Here is a 15,107-nt window from a genome sequence, read left to right as displayed (position 1 = left end):
CCCAAGCCGATGCGGATCGACTGGTGGACGCTCGGCCTGCAGACGGTCAACGTCCTGATCCTCGTCGCCATCCTCGCCCGCTTCCTGTTCCGTCCGGTGATCGCGATCATGGAGGAGCGGCGCGCGGCGGCGGAAAAAATCCTCGCCGACGCCGAGGCGGAGAGAGCCGCGGCGGTCGCGGCGGGCGCGGCGGCGCAGTCCGAACGCGAAAGGATCGAGGCCTCCCGCGGCGCCGTCCTGGCGCGCGCCGCCGAAGAGGCCGCCGCCCTGCGCGAGGCGGCGCTGGCGAGCGCGAAAGAGGACGCGGACCAGGTGCGGGCCGCGGCCGAGACGGAGACGCGCTGGGCGCGCGCCGCCGAGGAGGCCGCCGCCTCCGAGCGCTCGGCGCGGCTCGCGGTCGACGTCGCCGGCAAGCTGATGCAACGGCTTCCGGCGTCGGCGCAGGTGGACGGCTTCATCGACGGCCTCGCCGGGGCGCTGGCGTCGCTCCCCGAAGCGAGCCGGGACGGCTTCGGCGCGCCCGACCGGCCGACGCTGACCGCGCCCCGGCCGCTGACGGCGGCGGAAATCCAGTCGGCCCGCGACGCTTTCGCCCGCGCGCTCGGCCGTCCCGTCGACCTCGCCGTCGCGGTCGACCCGAGCCTCATCGCCGGGCTCGAACTGGAAACGCCGCACGCGGTGGCGCGCAACAGCTTTCGCGCCGACCTGAAGCGCATCGTCGAGGAGTTGACAGGCCATGCCGGCGACCATCGATGACGGCGACCGCTGGCTCGCGGGCGAGCGGGCGGCGCTCGGCCGGGTCGATCTCGCGGCCGAGGCGCAGTCGGTCGGGCGGGTGGAGGCGATCGCCGACGGCGTCGCCCGCGTCTCCGGCCTTCCCGAGACCCGGCTCGGCGAATTGCTGCGGTTCGAGGGCTGTCGCATGGGCTATGCGCTGTCGCTGGAGCCGGACGCGATCAACGCCGCGATCTTCGACGAAGCCGCCGCCATCGGCGTCGGCTCGCTGGTTTCGGCGACCGGCGAGGTCGCCCGCACGCCGGTGGGCGCAGGCCTGCTCGGCCGCGTCGTCGATCCGCTCGGACGGCCGCTCGACCGCGACGAACCGATCGCGGCGGAGGCGTTTTCGCCGGTCGAGCGGCCGGCGCCGGCGATCGTCGACCGCGCGCTGGTCGAGCAGCCGGTCGCGACCGGGGTGCTGGTGGTGGACGCCCTGTTCGCGCTCGGCCGCGGCCAGCGCGAGCTGATCATCGGCGACCGCGCGACCGGCAAGACGGCGATCGCGGTCGATGCGATCATCAACCAGAAGCGCAGCGACATGATCTGCGTCTATGTCGCGGTCGGGCAGCGGGCGACGGCGGTCGAGCGGGTGATCGAACAGGTGCGGGAGCGCGGCGCGCCCGAGCGTTGCGTGTTCGTCGTGGCGTCGGCCGCTTCGTCCGCGGCGCTGCAATGGATCGCGCCGTTCGCCGGCTTCGCCATCGGCGAATATTTTCGCGATCGCGGCCAGCACGCGCTCGTGGTCGTCGACGACCTCACCAAGCACGCGGCGACGCACCGGGAACTCGCGCTGCTGACCCGCGAGCCGCCGGGCCGCGAAGCCTTCCCCGGCGACATTTTTTACGTGCACGCCCGGCTTCTCGAGCGGGCGGCGAAGCTTGCGCCGGAACTCGGCGGCGGCTCGCTCACCGCGCTGCCGATCGCCGAGACAGACGCCGGGAACCTCTCGGCCTTCATCCCGACCAACCTGATTTCGATCACCGACGGGCAGATCGTGCTCGATTCGCGCCTGTTCGCCGCCAACCAGCGCCCGGCGGTCGACGTCGGCCTGTCGGTCAGCCGGGTGGGGGGCAAGGCGCAGGCGCCGGCCCTGAGGGCGGCCTCCGGACGACTGCGGCTCGACTATGCGCAGTTCCTCGAACTCGAGATGTTCACGCGCTTCGGCGGCCTCACCGACGCGCGCGTCAAGGCGACGATTGCGCGCGGCGAACGCATCCGGGCGCTGCTCGCCCAGCCGCGCTTCGCCACCCTCCGCCTCGTCGACGAGGTCGCGCTGCTCGCCGCGCTCGCCGACGGCGCTTTCGACGCCGCGCCCGCGGAAAAGGTCGCCGAGGCGCGGGCGCGGATCGCGGCGGAACTCGACGCGCGCGCCCCCGAGGCGGCGGCCGAGGTCATGGCCAAGGGAGCCTGCGACGACGCGGCGCGGACAAAACTCGTTCAGGCGGTGCGCGCGATCATCGGGGCAGGGGCGTGACCGAGCGGCTCAGCGACGTCATGGCGCGCATCGGTTCGGTGCGGCAGCTGTCGTCGGTGATCGGCGCGATGCGCGGCATCGCCGCGGCGCGGGCGCGCGAGGCGCGCGAGCGTGTCGAGGGCGTGCGCGCCTACGCCGCTGCCATCGGCGCCGCGATCGGGCAGGCGCTGGCGCTCGACGACGGCGGCGCTCCGCCGCGGGAGCGGGACGGCCGGGGCGGCCATCTGGTCATCGCGGTCTGCGCGGAGCAGGGTTTCGCCGGCCCGTTCAACCGGCGCGTGCTGGAGGCGGCGGAACGCGCGCTCAAGGCCGACGGCGCGCGCACGACTGAACTGCTGCTGCTCGGCGCCCGCGGACTGGCGGCGGCGGAGGAGCGCGGGCTCGCCGTCGGCTGGAGCCGGCCGATGATCGCCCACGTCGACGAGGCCGGCGCGCTCGCCGACCGCGTGACCGAGCAGCTTTACCTGCGCCTCGGCGCCGGCCAGGCGACCCGGGTCGACCTTGTTCACGCGATTCCGTCGCAAGGCGAGATCCAGGTGGTCGACCGGGCGCTCGCGCCGTTCGATTTCGCCCGCTTTCCCCTCGCCAGGACCGCGTCGCCGCCGATCGTCTCCCTGCCGCCGCGCGTCCTGCTCGCCGAACTCGCGGAAGAATACGTGTTCGCGGAGCTGACCGAGGCGCTGACCTTGTCGCTCGCCGCCGAGAACGAGGCGCGCATGCGGGCGATGTCGGCCGCCAAGGCCAACGTGGCGACGATGCTCGACGACCTCGTCGCCCGCTCCCGCCAGCTGCGGCAGGAGGAGATCACCGACGAGATCATCGAACTCGGGGGGAGGCGGGCGCGGAGATAGTCCGGCGTGCGACGGCGTGTCGCATCAGAGGGGGCGGGGGAGCCGGCCGTCGGGTGAAGCGATATCGGTAGGCGGCTCCGGAACGCCTCCCTTGGCGCACGCGCTTCACGCCGCAGCGCGTTCGCGCTCGACGCCGGCGGGCGTCAATCCGTGACGGCGGCAGACGATGTCGAGCCAGGAGCCTGCCGGCGCAGTCGTCTTCTCGCGGCTCAACACCGAGCTCCAGAGGTGAACCGCCCTGGTCTCGCTGGTAATCTGCCGTTCGACCCACTCGGGCGGGCCAAAGAAGGCTTTGGCGTCGCTATGGCGGACGGGATAAAAGACGGCCTGCTTCTGCGCCTGGTTTGCGACCCGGTACTTCTTCGCCAGATAGGTCAGAATCGCCGGGCCGAACGTGCCCCATCGGTAGTCTTCCGGCCGAAGGTCGCCTTGGCGCAGCCGTCTCCAGTAGAACTGGAGCGTCTTGCGCGGCCCATAGAACGGCGGCCGCCAGTTGAGCTGCGGGATCTCGCAGAGTTCGCGGACCATGGCGGAATCCGGGGGAAGCCGCAAGATCGCGCCGTTGATCGAGGTCTCGTGCTCCCAGCCGAAGACGTAATCGTCACGAAAATCGAGCGGGCGCAGGAAATAGAGGTCGAGATCGACCCAGTAGCCGATCCCCTTGGCCTGCATCACGTAGCGGAAAAAGTCAGTCCCGAGCGCGCGATGTCCCCCGTCGAAGTACCTGGCGAGGGCAGGATATTCGACAACCTCGTTCGCGTCGCGCACCTCTACACCGTTCGGGACCCCGCGAAGTCTTTCTGGGTTATAGGAATACAACCGAAAGCGATGTCCCATCGACACTGCCGAGACCATCGTCAATTGTTCGACACAACCGAGCTTGTCGTCGATCCACAGCGAGTTCAAAGGATCCAGCAGTTTCGCCTCCCAGTCACGGAGTTCCTGGCGTCACGATTGGAGGCAGGCGCTCTCTGTCGACGCAGGCTTTCACCATGTCCCGCCCTGTTCTCCCATTTGCGGCGAGCCCTTTCAAGCTCGCCGGCGCGGCGTCTACAGAAGATTTACGACGCTGTCTGCGCTCGTCGGTCGCACGCCGTCAACTGCAATCCACCCTGCACCGGACCGTGATGGCGGTCGCTGGCGTCCGATCCGCTTCGCCAAAGGCTTCGGGCCGCGGCCAATGCCCGCCGGCGGCGCGCATGTCGCCCGTTGCCAGTGCGTGCGCGGCAAGCGGGCCGGACACGCGACTTAGTCCGAATTGACGCCGCCCCGGATCAGTCAGAAACTGGCGCCAACACGCCGGAACGCGACCGCGATGCGAGCCGCCCGGAAAGGAACGAGGCGCTCGACATGAGTGCGGCCGCCGGAATTGGCACAATCGGACACGAGGGCAAGGGGCGTTCGGTCGGCTGGGCGTCGCTCGCCTGCATGGGCGTGGTCTTCGGCGACATCGGAACGAGCCCGCTCTACACGCTCAACACCGCCGTCAAGGCCGCGAGCTCTGGCGGCCAGGCGACGCCCGAGGCGGCAGTCGGCATCGTCTCGCTGATCTTCTGGTCGCTGATCATCGTCATCTCGCTCAAATACGCGACCTTGATCATGCGCGCCGACAACCACGGCGAGGGCGGCATTCTGGCGCTGCTGGCGCTCGTCCATCCGCGCCGCGCCAAACCCACGGCCCAGCGCGCGGCCTTGCTGGCGATCGGCCTCGTCGGGGCGACGCTCCTTTACGGCGACGGCACGATCACGCCGGCGATCTCGGTCCTGTCGGCGATCGAGGGGCTGAAACTCTACGCGCCGCAGATGAGCCACGTGGTCGTTCCCCTGACGGTCGCGATCCTCGCGGCGCTGTTCGTGATCCAGCGCCACGGCACGTCCTTCGTCGGCGGCCTGTTCGGCCCGGTCATGCTCGTCTGGTTCCTCGTCGCGGGCGCGCTCGGCGCGGCAGGGATCGTCAGGGAGCCGGCCATTCTCGCCGCTTTGAGCCCCGTTCCCGCCGTGACCTATCTCGTCAGCGTCGGGCCGCTGGCGCTCGTGGTGATCGGCGGCGCCTTTCTCGCCGTGACCGGCGGCGAAGCCTTCTATGCCGACATGGGCCATTTCGGCCCGCTGCCGATTCGCCTCGCCTGGTTCGGTCTGGCGCTGCCGGCGCTGACGCTGAGCTATTTCGGACAGGGCGCGCTCTTGCTCGCCGAGCCCGGCTCTTCGGAAGTGCTCGACAATCCGTTCTTCGCCCTCGCGCCGCAATGGGCGCACTATCCGCTGGTCGCGCTGGCTGCGGTCGCGACCGTGATCGCCTCGCAGGCGATCATCTCGGGCGCCTATTCGCTCACCGAACAGGCGATCAATCTCGGCTTCCTGCCGCGTATGACCGTGATCCACACCGAGGGGCGTGAGATCGGCCAGATCTACGTTCCGTTCGTCAACTGGACGCTCGCGGCCGGGACGCTCGCGGCGGTGCTCGGCTTCGGCTCGTCGGACGCGCTCGCGGGCGCCTACGGCGTCGCGGTGTCGCTGCTCATGGTGATCACCACGGTGCTGGCGACCTATGTGGCGTTGCACTGGAAGATCAACCCGGCGATCGTCTACGCCGTCAACGGAAGCCTGCTCGCGCTCGACCTTCTGTTCTTCGCTGCGACCTCGACCAAGCTCCTCGACGGCGGCTGGTTTCCGCTGATGATCGCCATTGCGATCTCGTTCGCCATGCTGACCTGGAGAAAAGGATCGCAGGTCCTCGACGCCCTGAGGGTCGACGTTCGCGAGCGCACGCAAGCCTTCGTCGAGCGACTGCGCATCGACCCGCCGTTCCGCATTCCCGGCACCGCGGTGGTGCTCGGGCGAATGGCCAAGGGCGTGCCGATCGCATTGTCTCGCAATGTCAATTTCAACCGGACGATGCACCAGAACGTGGTGCTGGTGGCGGTCGAGATGACCGAGACGCCGCACGCGAGCGACCACGAACGGGTCGTGGCGGCGCCGATCGGCGCCGGCCTGACGCGCGCCGAGTTGCGCTTCGGCTTCATGGAGCAGCCCGACGTGCCGCAAGGTCTCGCCGATGCAATGGCGGAGGGGAAAATCGAAACATTCGATCTCGGTCAAGCGATCTACTTCACCGGCCACGAGACCATCCTGCCGCTCGGCAAGCGGCCCGGGATGCCGCGCTGGCGCGAAGCGGTCTTCGCCTTCATGCACCGTAACGCCCAGCGCCCCGACGCCTATTTCAAACTGCCGAGCGCGCAGGTGATGGAGATCGGCATCGAGTTCGAGATCTGAGGCGGGACCTCCTGGCGGTTGAATCCCGGGAACGGCGAAGACGAAAGCCCGTCCCGGGCAGGACGCCTCAGGCGCCGTCGTGATCGAGGGCGGCGGCGAGGGTTGCAGGCGAACCCAGTCGTCGGGCTTCATACTGGACTTCCGCCGTGCGCACGACCTCGTCGCGGAAATAACGGCTCAACTCGCGCGCCGTGCGCACATCGGCTTTTCGCCCGTTCAGCAACGGCGCCAGCTCGCTCTCGATCCGCGCCAACGTCAGCAGGGTCGGCCTCGCGTCCGGCTCGAACTCGACGAGGAGATCGACGTCGCTGTCCGGCCGCGCAGTTCCTTTGAGCGTCGATCCGAACAGGGAGAGTTTGTGGATCCGGTGGCGGCGGCACACCGAAGCCAGCGCGCCGGGATCAGAAAAGACCTGCTGCGTCATGGGGCGACAGTACGCCAACAGGCTGGTTTCGGCCATGGCCACAGTCCGGCGTCGTCGCGAGGGGCCAGATCGGGCGCCGATCAGGTCGCCAAGCTCTGTCGTCACGGTCGACCAGCGCACCTTCGCGCTGGTGTTCCGCTCGCGCTCGCCGATCGCGGCCTAAAGCGTCGCCATCGGCTCGCGGCCCTGCTGGGTGCCGAAGAACACCCGCAGGCTGTCCAGCAGGCGGCGGGTCTGGCGGCCGTCGGCGAGGGCGGAGAGATAATCCTCCGCCCATTTGGTGATGTCGTTGACCTGCAGGTGGGAGAGCATGGGCGCATGCCGGTCGCGCCGTTCATCGAGCGGCATCTCCAGCGCGTGCTTGATCGCCGACGCGACTGCGTCGGTCTCGTGCGGGTTGACGATCAGCGCCTGCTCGAGTTCGCGCGCGGCGCCGGCGAACTCGGACAGCACCAGCACGCCGGGGTTCTCTGGGTCCTGCGCGGCGAGATATTCCTTGGCGACGAGGTTCATGCCGTCGCGCAAGGGCGTCACCAGGGCGACGTCGGCTGCGCGGTAGAAGCCGGCCAGCACCGTACGTGAATAGGAGCGGTTGACGTAGCGGATCGGCGTCCAGGCGGCGTCGCCGAAGCGGCCGTTGACCCGACCGATCAGCCCCGTCACCTCGCTCTCGATCTCGCCGTATTCCTTGACGTCCGACCGGCTCTTGGGCGTGATCTGCAGGAACGTCACCTTGCCGCGCCACTCCGGGCAGTCTTCGAGAAACCGCTCGAACGCCTTGATCCGGTCGGGAATGCCCTTGGTGTAGTCGAGACGGTCGACTCCGAGCACGAGCCTGTTGTCCGACAGGCTCTCCTTCACCAGCGCCACCATCGCCGAACGGCCGGCGTTGCGGGCCAAGCGCATGTAGGTCTTGGTCTCGATGCTGACCCCGAACACCCCGAGCTTGACCTGACGGCCCTCGAACTCGTAGGCGCCGCCGCGGGTCGGGCTCGCGCCCCGGGCGACCAGATAGCGCGCGAAATTGTCGCGGTCGTTGGCGGTCTGGAAGCCGACCAGATCGTAGTGGACGAGGCTGCCGAAGATCTGCTCGTGCAGCGGCAGGGTCTGCAAAATGTCGGGCGGCGCGCAGGGCGTGTGCAGGAAGAAGCCGATCCGGTTGCGATGGCCGCGCGCACGCAATTCATGCCCGAGCAGCATGAGATGATAGTCGTGGACCCAGATGACGTCTTCCTCGGCGACCAGCGGACTCAGCTTGTCGGCGAACATCCGGTTCACCCGCAGATAGCCGCTCGCGTCGGCGCGCGAATATTCCTGCATGTCGCCGCGATAATGCAGGATCGGCCACAGCACGCTGTTGGCGAGGCCGTTGTAATATTCCTGGACGTCGTTCTTCGACAGGTCGACGAGGACATAGGTCACCCGCTTGGCGTCGATGACGCGCGGCAGCGGATCGGGCTCCTCCGACACCTGGCCGCTCCAGCCGAACCAGAGCCCCCTGCGGTTCTTGAGGGCGGCCTTGACCGCCACCGCCATGCCGCCGGCGCTCGGCGTCCCCTTGGGGTCCGGCGCCGCGACGCGGTTCGAAACAATGATCAAGCGCGCGCCCATGCTTCCTCCCAACTCGACGACAACCGCGTCGCTGAATTGATGATCCCGGCCATCGAGTAGGTCTGCGGCAGGTTCCCCCAGAGCTGGCCGGTGTCCGGGTGGATGTCTTCGGAGAGCAGGCCGAAGGCGTTGCGATGTCCGAGAATGGCTTCGAACAGCTCGCGGCCCTCTTCCGCCCGACCGATCGAGGCGAGGGCGTCGACGTACCAGAAGTTGCAGGCGAGGAAGGCCGTCTCGGGCGGGCCGAAGTCGTCCGGGGCGGTGTAGCGCATGATGCGCCCCTTCCTGATCAGCGTCCGCCCGATCGCCTCGCAGGTCATGACGAAGCGGCGGTCGGTCGGCGGCAGGAGGCCGAGCTTGGCGACGAGCAGGACGCTCGCATCGAGCGCCGGCTCGCCGAAGGCGCCGGTGAGGGCGCCCTGGCGCTCGTCCCACGCCTCCGTCAGGATCTTTTCCCGCAAGGCCGCGGCGTTGGTCTTCCAGTAGGCGGCGCGCTCGTGGCCGAGCATGCGCGCGATCCGGGCGAGGCGGTCGCAGGCGGCCCAGCACAGCGTCGCCGAATAGGTATGCGGGCGCTCCCGGGTGCGGTACTCCCACAGGCCCGCGTCCGGTTCGAAGGCGGCCGCGAGCGCTCGCTCGCCCAGCCGCTCGAGCATGTGGAACAGCGGTTCGTCGCCCATCGACGGCAGGCGCTCGTCGACGAACATCTGCGCCGCGGCCAGCACCACGCTGCCGTAGACGTCGTTCTGGGTCTGGGCGGCGGCCTGGTTGCCGACCCGGACCGGACCCTGTCCGAGGAAGCCGGCGAGATCGGGCGCGATCACCTCGTTGAGCGGGGAAAAGGGAATGATGCCGTGCAGGGGCTGCATCGGCCCGCTCTCGATCGCGATGGTGGTGATGTAGTGGATGTACGATTCCATCGTCTGCGTCGCGCCGAGACGGTTCAGCGCGTCCACCACGAAATAGGCGTCGCGCAGCCAGCAGAAGCGGTAGTCCCAGTTGCGTCCCGAGCGCGGCGCCTCGGGGATCGAGGTCGTGTGCGCGGCGACGATCGCTCCGGTCTCCATGAAGGCGCAGTTCTTGAGCGTGATCGCCGCGCGCACCACGTCCGCCTGCCACTCGAACGGCGCCGCGAGGTTGCGCGACCAGTCGAGCCAGTGCTCCCGTGTGTGTTCGAGGAACTCCCGGGTCGTGGCGTCGATCGCGCTGAGAAAGGGCTCGTCCTGGCCGAACACCAGGCTCAGCGGACGGGTCAGCGGGAAGGTGATCTCGTTGAGGATGTAGCTCAGCGGCGCGTCGCTGGTCAGGCGCATCACGTTGGGGCCGCCGACGTAGCGGACGTGATTCGAGCCGACGACGGCGTTTTGGGTCGGGCGGCCGTAGTTGTGGGTCGGGCGCACGCGGATCGCGATCCGCGGCATGCCGGACAGCGGCTCGAGCCGGCGGATCACCTGCGGCGGGCGAAAAGGTCGCTCGAAGCGGTCGAAGCGCGGACAGAAATCGGTCACGCGCAGCGACGCCCCGTCCTCGGCGGTGAGGATCGTCTCGACGATCGCGGTGTTGCGGACGTAGCGCGCCTCGACCGAGGTTTGCCCGTGCAGGACGACGTCGCAAAACCCTTTCTCTTCGTCGCCGGCGAGCAGGCGCGAGAAGACGGGATCGCCGTCGAAGCGGGGAAAGCACCACCAGACGAGGCGCGCCTGCCGGTCGACGAAAGCGGCGACGCAGGAGTTGCCGATAAGAGCGAGATCGAGCGGCTGCGGCCGCGACGGCTGCTGAGCGATCATGCGGAGGCTGCGCCGTCGGCGTAGGCGGCGAGCCAGGCGCGCACCGCAGCGGGGCTTGCGAAGGCGCCGACCGCGCCCGGGCGGCGCGAGCCGACCGAGTAGCCGCGTCCGCCGTTGGCGGCGACCGCGGCGAAACCGGCTTCGTCGGTGTGGTCGTCGCCAATGAAGATCGGCGTCCGGCGCCGGAACGGCTCGTAGGCGAGGAACGCGGCGACGGCGCGCCCCTTGTCGAAAAGTCTGGTCTTCACTTCGAACGCGCAATGGGCATCGAGCATCGTGATTCCCGGGTAAGGCAGGGTCTCGAGCAGGTCGGCCAGTCGGCGCCGCAAGGCGTCGCCCGCACCCGGCGACTGGCGGTAATGAACCGCGTAGCTGTAACGCTTGTTTTCCACGAACGTTCCCGGAAAGTCGCGTAGAAGGACGTTCAGTTCCGCCCAGAGGGCGTGTGGCAGCGGCTCGACGTTGGCGGAAGTCAGGGTCTCGTCGTCCGGATCGAGCCGCAGTTCCGCGCCGTGGACGCCGGCGGCCTTGAGCCGCAGCGGCGCGAACAGCCGGTCGAGTTCGGCGATGGCGCGGCCGCTGACCAGCGCGAGCGCGCCGCCGGCCCTGGCCTCGGCGGCCGCAATGTCGGCGATCAGGCTGGCCGGGACGACGACCTCGTCCGGGCGCTCGGCGAGGTCGAGCAGCGTGCCGTCCACGTCGAGAAACAGACCAATGCCATCAGCCTCGCCCGCGTCGCCGCCGCTCATGGCGGCGCCCGCGCTCGAAGCCGCGAACGTCGTCCGCAAACCGTGCTCCAGTCCCGCCGACTCCGTGGCTAACTGCGCTTCGCGGCGATACCGTGGTGAAAACATGGCGAGCGGGAAGGGGGACCGGGGCGTCGCCGGGCTCAATTGCGCCTTTGCCGGACAGGCGAGCGGAAAGGCCTTTCGCCTTTCGCAGGATTGAGGGGCCGCCGAATGGGGATGATCGTGACGCCTGCCGCGGTTTGACGGCGGGGGCGCTCGTGTCGCACTTTGGCGCCGAAAGCCGGACGGGGGCTGTGTATCGAGGCGTCCGCGCTCGAAACGAAAGTGGGGCGACAATGGGTCGCGACGGGTGCGCCGACGCAAAGTCCGATTGCTTGTGGCGCTTGTCAACAACGGGCGGGGACGCGAAGTCGGCAATATTTGCGCTTATGTCTCTGACGGATAGCGCGAGGAAGGTTTGATGTCCTCCAACGACCGGAAGGCCGCGGACGCCGCAGCGGGGGCAGGGGAGGCCTCCGCGAATCCGTTTCCGACCGTCGCCATCGGCGCGTCCGCCGGCGGCGTCGCGGCGCTGCAAGAGTTGTTCGAATGCCTGCCGAACGACTTGGAGGCGGCTTTCGTCGTCGTGGTCCATCTCGACCCGGCGCACGAGAGCGAACTGCCGTCCATCCTGAGTTTGCGCACCAAAATGCCGGTGACCCAGGTCGCCGGCGCGACGCCGCTCGAACCGCGTCGGGTGTACATCATCCCGCCGAACCGGGAACTCCTCGTCACCGACCGTAGCCTCGCGCTCGCACCATTCAACGAACCGCGCTGGCGGCGCGCGCCGATCGACTTCTTCTTCCGCTCGCTCGCCGCGCAGCAGGGCGACGATTTCGCGATCGTCCTTTCGGGCGCCGGTTCGGACGGCGCGCTCGGCGTCAAGGCGATGAAGGAAGCCGGCGGCATCATCATCGTCCAGGACCCGGAAGACGCCGAATATGCATCCATGCCGCGCAGCGCGATCGAAACCGGTCTCGCCGACTTCGTGCTGCCGATCCGGGCAATCGCCGAAAAATTGCCCGACCTGATCCGCGATCGCCCCCGCCTGCAGGTCGACGGCCGGAACCCCGACGACGGCGAAGCCATGGCGGCCATTCTGGCGCAACTGCGGGTGCAGACGGGCCACGATTTCTCGAATTACAAGAAATCCACAGTGCGCCGCCGCATCGACCGGCGGATGCAGGTGCAGCGGGCGGGGACGATGGCCGAGTATCTCAAGGTCTTGCGCGAGAACGCGGCGGAGGCGCAGGCGCTGTTCGCCGACCTCCTGATTTCGGTCACCACGTTTTTCCGCGACCCGGCCGCTTTCGACAAGCTGGCGGCGGCCGTGATCCCGACGCTGTTCGAGGGCAAGGGCGCAACCGACGTGGTGCGGGCCTGGGTTCCCGGCTGCGCCACCGGCGAGGAGGCCTATTCGATCGCCATGCTGCTCCTGGAAGAAATGGCGCGGCGGGACGTCCACTGCGATGTTCAGGTGTTCGCCTCCGACATCGACGACGCCGCGCTCATGGTCGGCCGGGAGGGGCGCTATCCGCGCGCGATCGAAGCCGACGTTTCGGACGAGCGCCTGAAGCGCTTCTTCACCCGCGAGAACGATCACCACCGCGTGGCCCGCGAACTGCGCGACAAGGTGGTGTTTGCGCGCCACAGCCTGCTGCGGGATCCGCCGTTCTCGCGCGCCGACCTCATCTCCTGCCGCAACGTGCTGATCTACCTCGACCGCGACCTGCAGCAGCAAGTCTGCGCGATTTTCCATTTCGCGCTCACGGCGGCCGGCTATCTGTTCCTGGGAACGTCGGAGAGCGCCGACACGCCGCAAGGCCTGTTTCGGCCGATCGATCGCGACAGCCGGATCTACCAGCGCCATGCGGTCGCGGCCGACAGGCGGGCGACGCCGCGCATCGGCCCGCCGTCGTTCGGCGTCGAGCCGGCGCCGCGGCGAACCTACCCGTCGCCGCGCGGCGATAGCGAAGCGGCGACGCACCGCGAGGCGCTGGAGAGCCTCGCTCCGCCGAGCGCAATCGTCGACGAGTCCTATCGCGTGATGCATCTCTCGCAGCAGGCCGGGCGCTATCTGCAGCCATCGGCCGGGACGCTGGTCAACGACATCACCGAGCTGGCGCGCGAGGAGCTTCGGTTCGACCTGCGCGCCGCGCTCGTTCGCGCCTTCGGGCGCGGCGAGCCGAGCCTCAGCGGCCCGATCGCCGTACGCTTCAACGGCTCGGCGCGCCGCGTCTATCTGCACGCCAAGCCGCTCGCCGGCGTTCCGCCCGCCGCACGCGCCGCGATCGTGTTCTTCTTCGAAGGCGAGGCGCTCGGCGACTTCGCGACCGGGGTCGCCGGCATGGAAGAACTTTCGCTCGGCGAGCGGCTCCTTCGGGCCCATCAGGAGCTTCAATTCACCCAGGCGCAGCTACGGACCTCGCGCGAGGAATACGAGGAAGCCAACGAGGATCTGCGCGCCGCCAACGAGGAATTGCAGTCGATCAACGAGGAGCACCGATCGACCGCCGAGGAGCTCGAGACCAGCAAGGAGGAGCTGCAGTCGATCAACGAGGAGTTGCAGACGGCCAACAGCGAGTTGAAATCCAAGCTCGACAGCGTGTCCCGCGCCCACAGCGACATCCAGAACCTGATGGCGGCGACGGACGTCGGCATCCTGTTCCTCGACCCGCAGCTCAGGATCAACCGGTTCACCCCGAGCATCGCCCGGCTTTTCAACATCGTGGAGGGTGACGAGGGCCGGTCGATCACCGATTTCACCCACGGGCTCGAATACGACGGCCTGGCCGACGAGGCGCGCAGGATCATGCGCGACGGGGCGCCGAGCGAGCGCGAGGTCCGCAGCCGCAGCGGCGCCTGGTACCTGATGCGGCTGCGTCCGTACCGGACGGTCGAGGACAAGGCGGACGGCGTGGTGGTCACGTTCGTCGACATCGGCGAGCGCCGCCGCGCAGAGGACGCCCTGCGCAACAGCGAGGCGCGGATGCGGGCCGTCATCGACGGCGTCGGCGACGCGATCGTCACGACGGACGAGAGCGGGACCGTCCAGTCGGCGAACGCAGCCACGACTGCGATGTTCGGCTACGACGCGGAGGAACTCGTCGGGCGCGACGTGAACATGCTCGCGGCCGAATCGCGGCCCGAGAGCCATTCCGGGCGCTTCTTCGACACGGGCAAGGCCGGGAGCGTCGGCTCGAGCCGCGAGCTCGAGGGCCGGCGCAAAGACGGCTCGCAGTTTCCGATCGAGCTTTCGGTGTCGGAAATCCGCCACGACGAGGAGCGGCTGTTCATCGGCTTCATTCGCGATCTGAGCGAGCGGAGGCGGTTCGAGGCGCGCCTGAACAAGCTGCACGCCAATCGCCTCGATTCGATGGCCGACATGGCGACGGCGCTCGCCCACGAGCTGAACCAGCCGCTCGCGGCGGCGTCGAACTACTTTTCCCTCGTCCGCCAGCTCGCCGCCGACCCGGCGCAGCCGCAAAAGCCGGCGCTGAAGGAGGCGATCGACAAGGCGGCGGCGCAGCTCCTTCGCGCCGGCCAGATCATCGCCCACCTGCGCGAGTTCATGGCGCGCGGCGAGCCGAACCGGGTGGAGCAGAGTCTGCACGGGCTGATCCGGCGCGCCTGCGACCTCGCCACGCCCTCAGCGCGCGAGCGCCAGGTCGAGATCGCGCTCGCGCTCGAGGCCGCCGAGGACGACGTCCTCGCCGACACCGTGCATATCGAGCAGGCGCTGCTCAACCTGATGCGCAACGCCATGGAGGCGATGGACTACGCGAAGGAGCGCAAGCTGACGATCACCACGGCGCTTCAGGACGGCATGATCCGGACCGAGGTCGCCGACACCGGGCACGGCCTGCCGGAGAAGGCCAACGCCGAGCTGTTCACGCCTTTCACGTCGACGAAGGCGACCGGGCTCGGCGTCGGCCTGTCGATCTCCCGATCCATCGTCGAGGCCCATTACGGGTCGATCTGGGCGGAGGCGAACCCCGGCGGCGGCGCGAAGTTCTGCTTCACCCTGCCGCTCGCGCGCCTGGAGCAGGATCAACTCGCGCAGTCGGGGCAAGCGCAGCCCGCCGGGTTCGGGCCGGGGTGAGGAGCGGGCTTGCGCCTCGC

Annotated in this window: 10 protein-coding genes; 5 read left to right on the top strand and 5 right to left on the bottom strand. The window is 69.0% G+C overall.

The window, feature by feature from the left end:
- Window positions 1-9 precede the first annotated feature (9 nt).
- Genes DFR50_RS18265 through DFR50_RS18255 form a run of 3 tightly spaced genes read left to right on the top strand, consistent with a single transcriptional unit; the run spans window position 10 to window position 3,102 of the window.
- A complete protein-coding gene (locus DFR50_RS18265; protein ID WP_113890701.1) occupies window positions 10-756 on the top strand; it encodes a F0F1 ATP synthase subunit delta in 747 nt (248 codons plus the stop codon).
- Window positions 737-2,251, top strand: coding sequence for a F0F1 ATP synthase subunit alpha (locus tag DFR50_RS18260; RefSeq protein ID WP_113890700.1), 1,515 nt, complete (start codon window positions 737-739; stop codon window positions 2,249-2,251). Before DFR50_RS18265 ends, DFR50_RS18260 begins: the two co-directional genes overlap by 20 nt.
- The gene (locus tag DFR50_RS18255) at window positions 2,248-3,102 is read left to right on the top strand and encodes a F0F1 ATP synthase subunit gamma (RefSeq protein WP_113890699.1); all 855 of its coding nucleotides are present in this window, start codon (window positions 2,248-2,250) and stop codon (window positions 3,100-3,102) included. The genes DFR50_RS18260 and DFR50_RS18255 overlap by 4 nt, the downstream gene beginning before the upstream one ends.
- Before the next feature lie 105 nt (window positions 3,103-3,207).
- Here DFR50_RS18255 and DFR50_RS18250 read toward each other — a convergent pair whose 3' ends face one another.
- A complete protein-coding gene (locus tag DFR50_RS18250) occupies window positions 3,208-3,870 on the bottom strand; it encodes a hypothetical protein (protein WP_170153275.1) in 663 nt (220 codons plus the stop codon).
- A 582-nt stretch (window positions 3,871-4,452) separates the two neighbouring features.
- Here DFR50_RS18250 and DFR50_RS18245 point away from each other — a divergent pair.
- Window positions 4,453-6,375 carry a potassium transporter Kup gene (locus DFR50_RS18245; RefSeq protein ID WP_113890697.1) on the top strand — a complete coding sequence of 641 codons (1,923 nt, stop codon included), beginning with the start codon at window positions 4,453-4,455 and terminating at the stop codon, window positions 6,373-6,375.
- A 67-nt stretch (window positions 6,376-6,442) separates the two neighbouring features.
- On the opposite strand, the gene DFR50_RS18240 is transcribed toward DFR50_RS18245, so the two are convergent.
- The 4 genes from DFR50_RS18240 to otsB all read right to left on the bottom strand — a co-directional run bounded on the left by DFR50_RS18240 (window position 6,443) and on the right by otsB (window position 10,985).
- The gene (locus tag DFR50_RS18240; protein WP_245427939.1) at window positions 6,443-6,835 is read right to left on the bottom strand and encodes a nucleotidyltransferase family protein; all 393 of its coding nucleotides are present in this window, start codon (window positions 6,833-6,835) and stop codon (window positions 6,443-6,445) included.
- Window positions 6,836-6,958: 123 nt separating this feature from the next.
- Complete coding sequence (gene otsA, locus DFR50_RS18235) at window positions 6,959-8,410, bottom strand: alpha,alpha-trehalose-phosphate synthase (UDP-forming) (protein ID WP_113890695.1); 1,452 nt, start codon at window positions 8,408-8,410, stop codon at window positions 6,959-6,961.
- Window positions 8,395-10,197 (bottom strand): glycoside hydrolase family 15 protein, encoded by a 1,803-nt coding sequence (locus tag DFR50_RS18230; protein ID WP_113890694.1) that lies wholly within the window; start codon window positions 10,195-10,197, stop codon window positions 8,395-8,397. Before DFR50_RS18230 ends, otsA begins: the two co-directional genes overlap by 16 nt.
- Window positions 10,194-10,985: a trehalose-phosphatase gene (otsB, locus tag DFR50_RS18225; RefSeq protein WP_170153274.1), complete on the bottom strand. Its 792-nt coding sequence runs from the start codon at window positions 10,983-10,985 to the stop codon at window positions 10,194-10,196. Before otsB ends, DFR50_RS18230 begins: the two co-directional genes overlap by 4 nt.
- 421 nt (window positions 10,986-11,406) lie before the next feature.
- Here otsB and DFR50_RS18220 point away from each other — a divergent pair, with 421 nt between their 5' ends.
- On the top strand, window positions 11,407-15,087 hold the full coding sequence (locus DFR50_RS18220) for a chemotaxis protein CheB (RefSeq protein WP_113890692.1): 3,681 nt from the start codon (window positions 11,407-11,409) through the stop codon (window positions 15,085-15,087).
- Window positions 15,088-15,107: the final 20 nt, after the last annotated feature.

The organism is Roseiarcus fermentans (assembly GCF_003315135.1).
GTDB classification, from domain to species: domain Bacteria; phylum Pseudomonadota; class Alphaproteobacteria; order Rhizobiales; family Beijerinckiaceae; genus Roseiarcus; species Roseiarcus fermentans.
This window is presented reverse-complemented; position numbering and strand designations above follow the sequence as displayed.

Excerpts from the sequence above, each read along its gene's own strand:
- DFR50_RS18265 (WP_113890701.1), top strand. The coding sequence starts at position 10 with ATGCGGATCGACTGGTGGACGCTCGGCCTGCAGACGGTCAACGTCCTG.
- DFR50_RS18260 (WP_113890700.1), top strand. The coding sequence starts at position 737 with ATGCCGGCGACCATCGATGACGGCGACCGCTGGCTCGCGGGCGAGCGG.
- DFR50_RS18245 (WP_113890697.1), top strand. The coding sequence starts at position 4,453 with ATGAGTGCGGCCGCCGGAATTGGCACAATCGGACACGAGGGCAAGGGG.
- DFR50_RS18240 (WP_245427939.1), bottom strand. The coding sequence starts at position 6,835 with ATGGCCGAAACCAGCCTGTTGGCGTACTGTCGCCCCATGACGCAGCAG.
- otsA (WP_113890695.1), bottom strand. The coding sequence starts at position 8,410 with ATGGGCGCGCGCTTGATCATTGTTTCGAACCGCGTCGCGGCGCCGGAC.
- DFR50_RS18230 (WP_113890694.1), bottom strand. The coding sequence starts at position 10,197 with ATGATCGCTCAGCAGCCGTCGCGGCCGCAGCCGCTCGATCTCGCTCTT.
- DFR50_RS18220 (WP_113890692.1), top strand. The coding sequence starts at position 11,407 with ATGTCCTCCAACGACCGGAAGGCCGCGGACGCCGCAGCGGGGGCAGGG.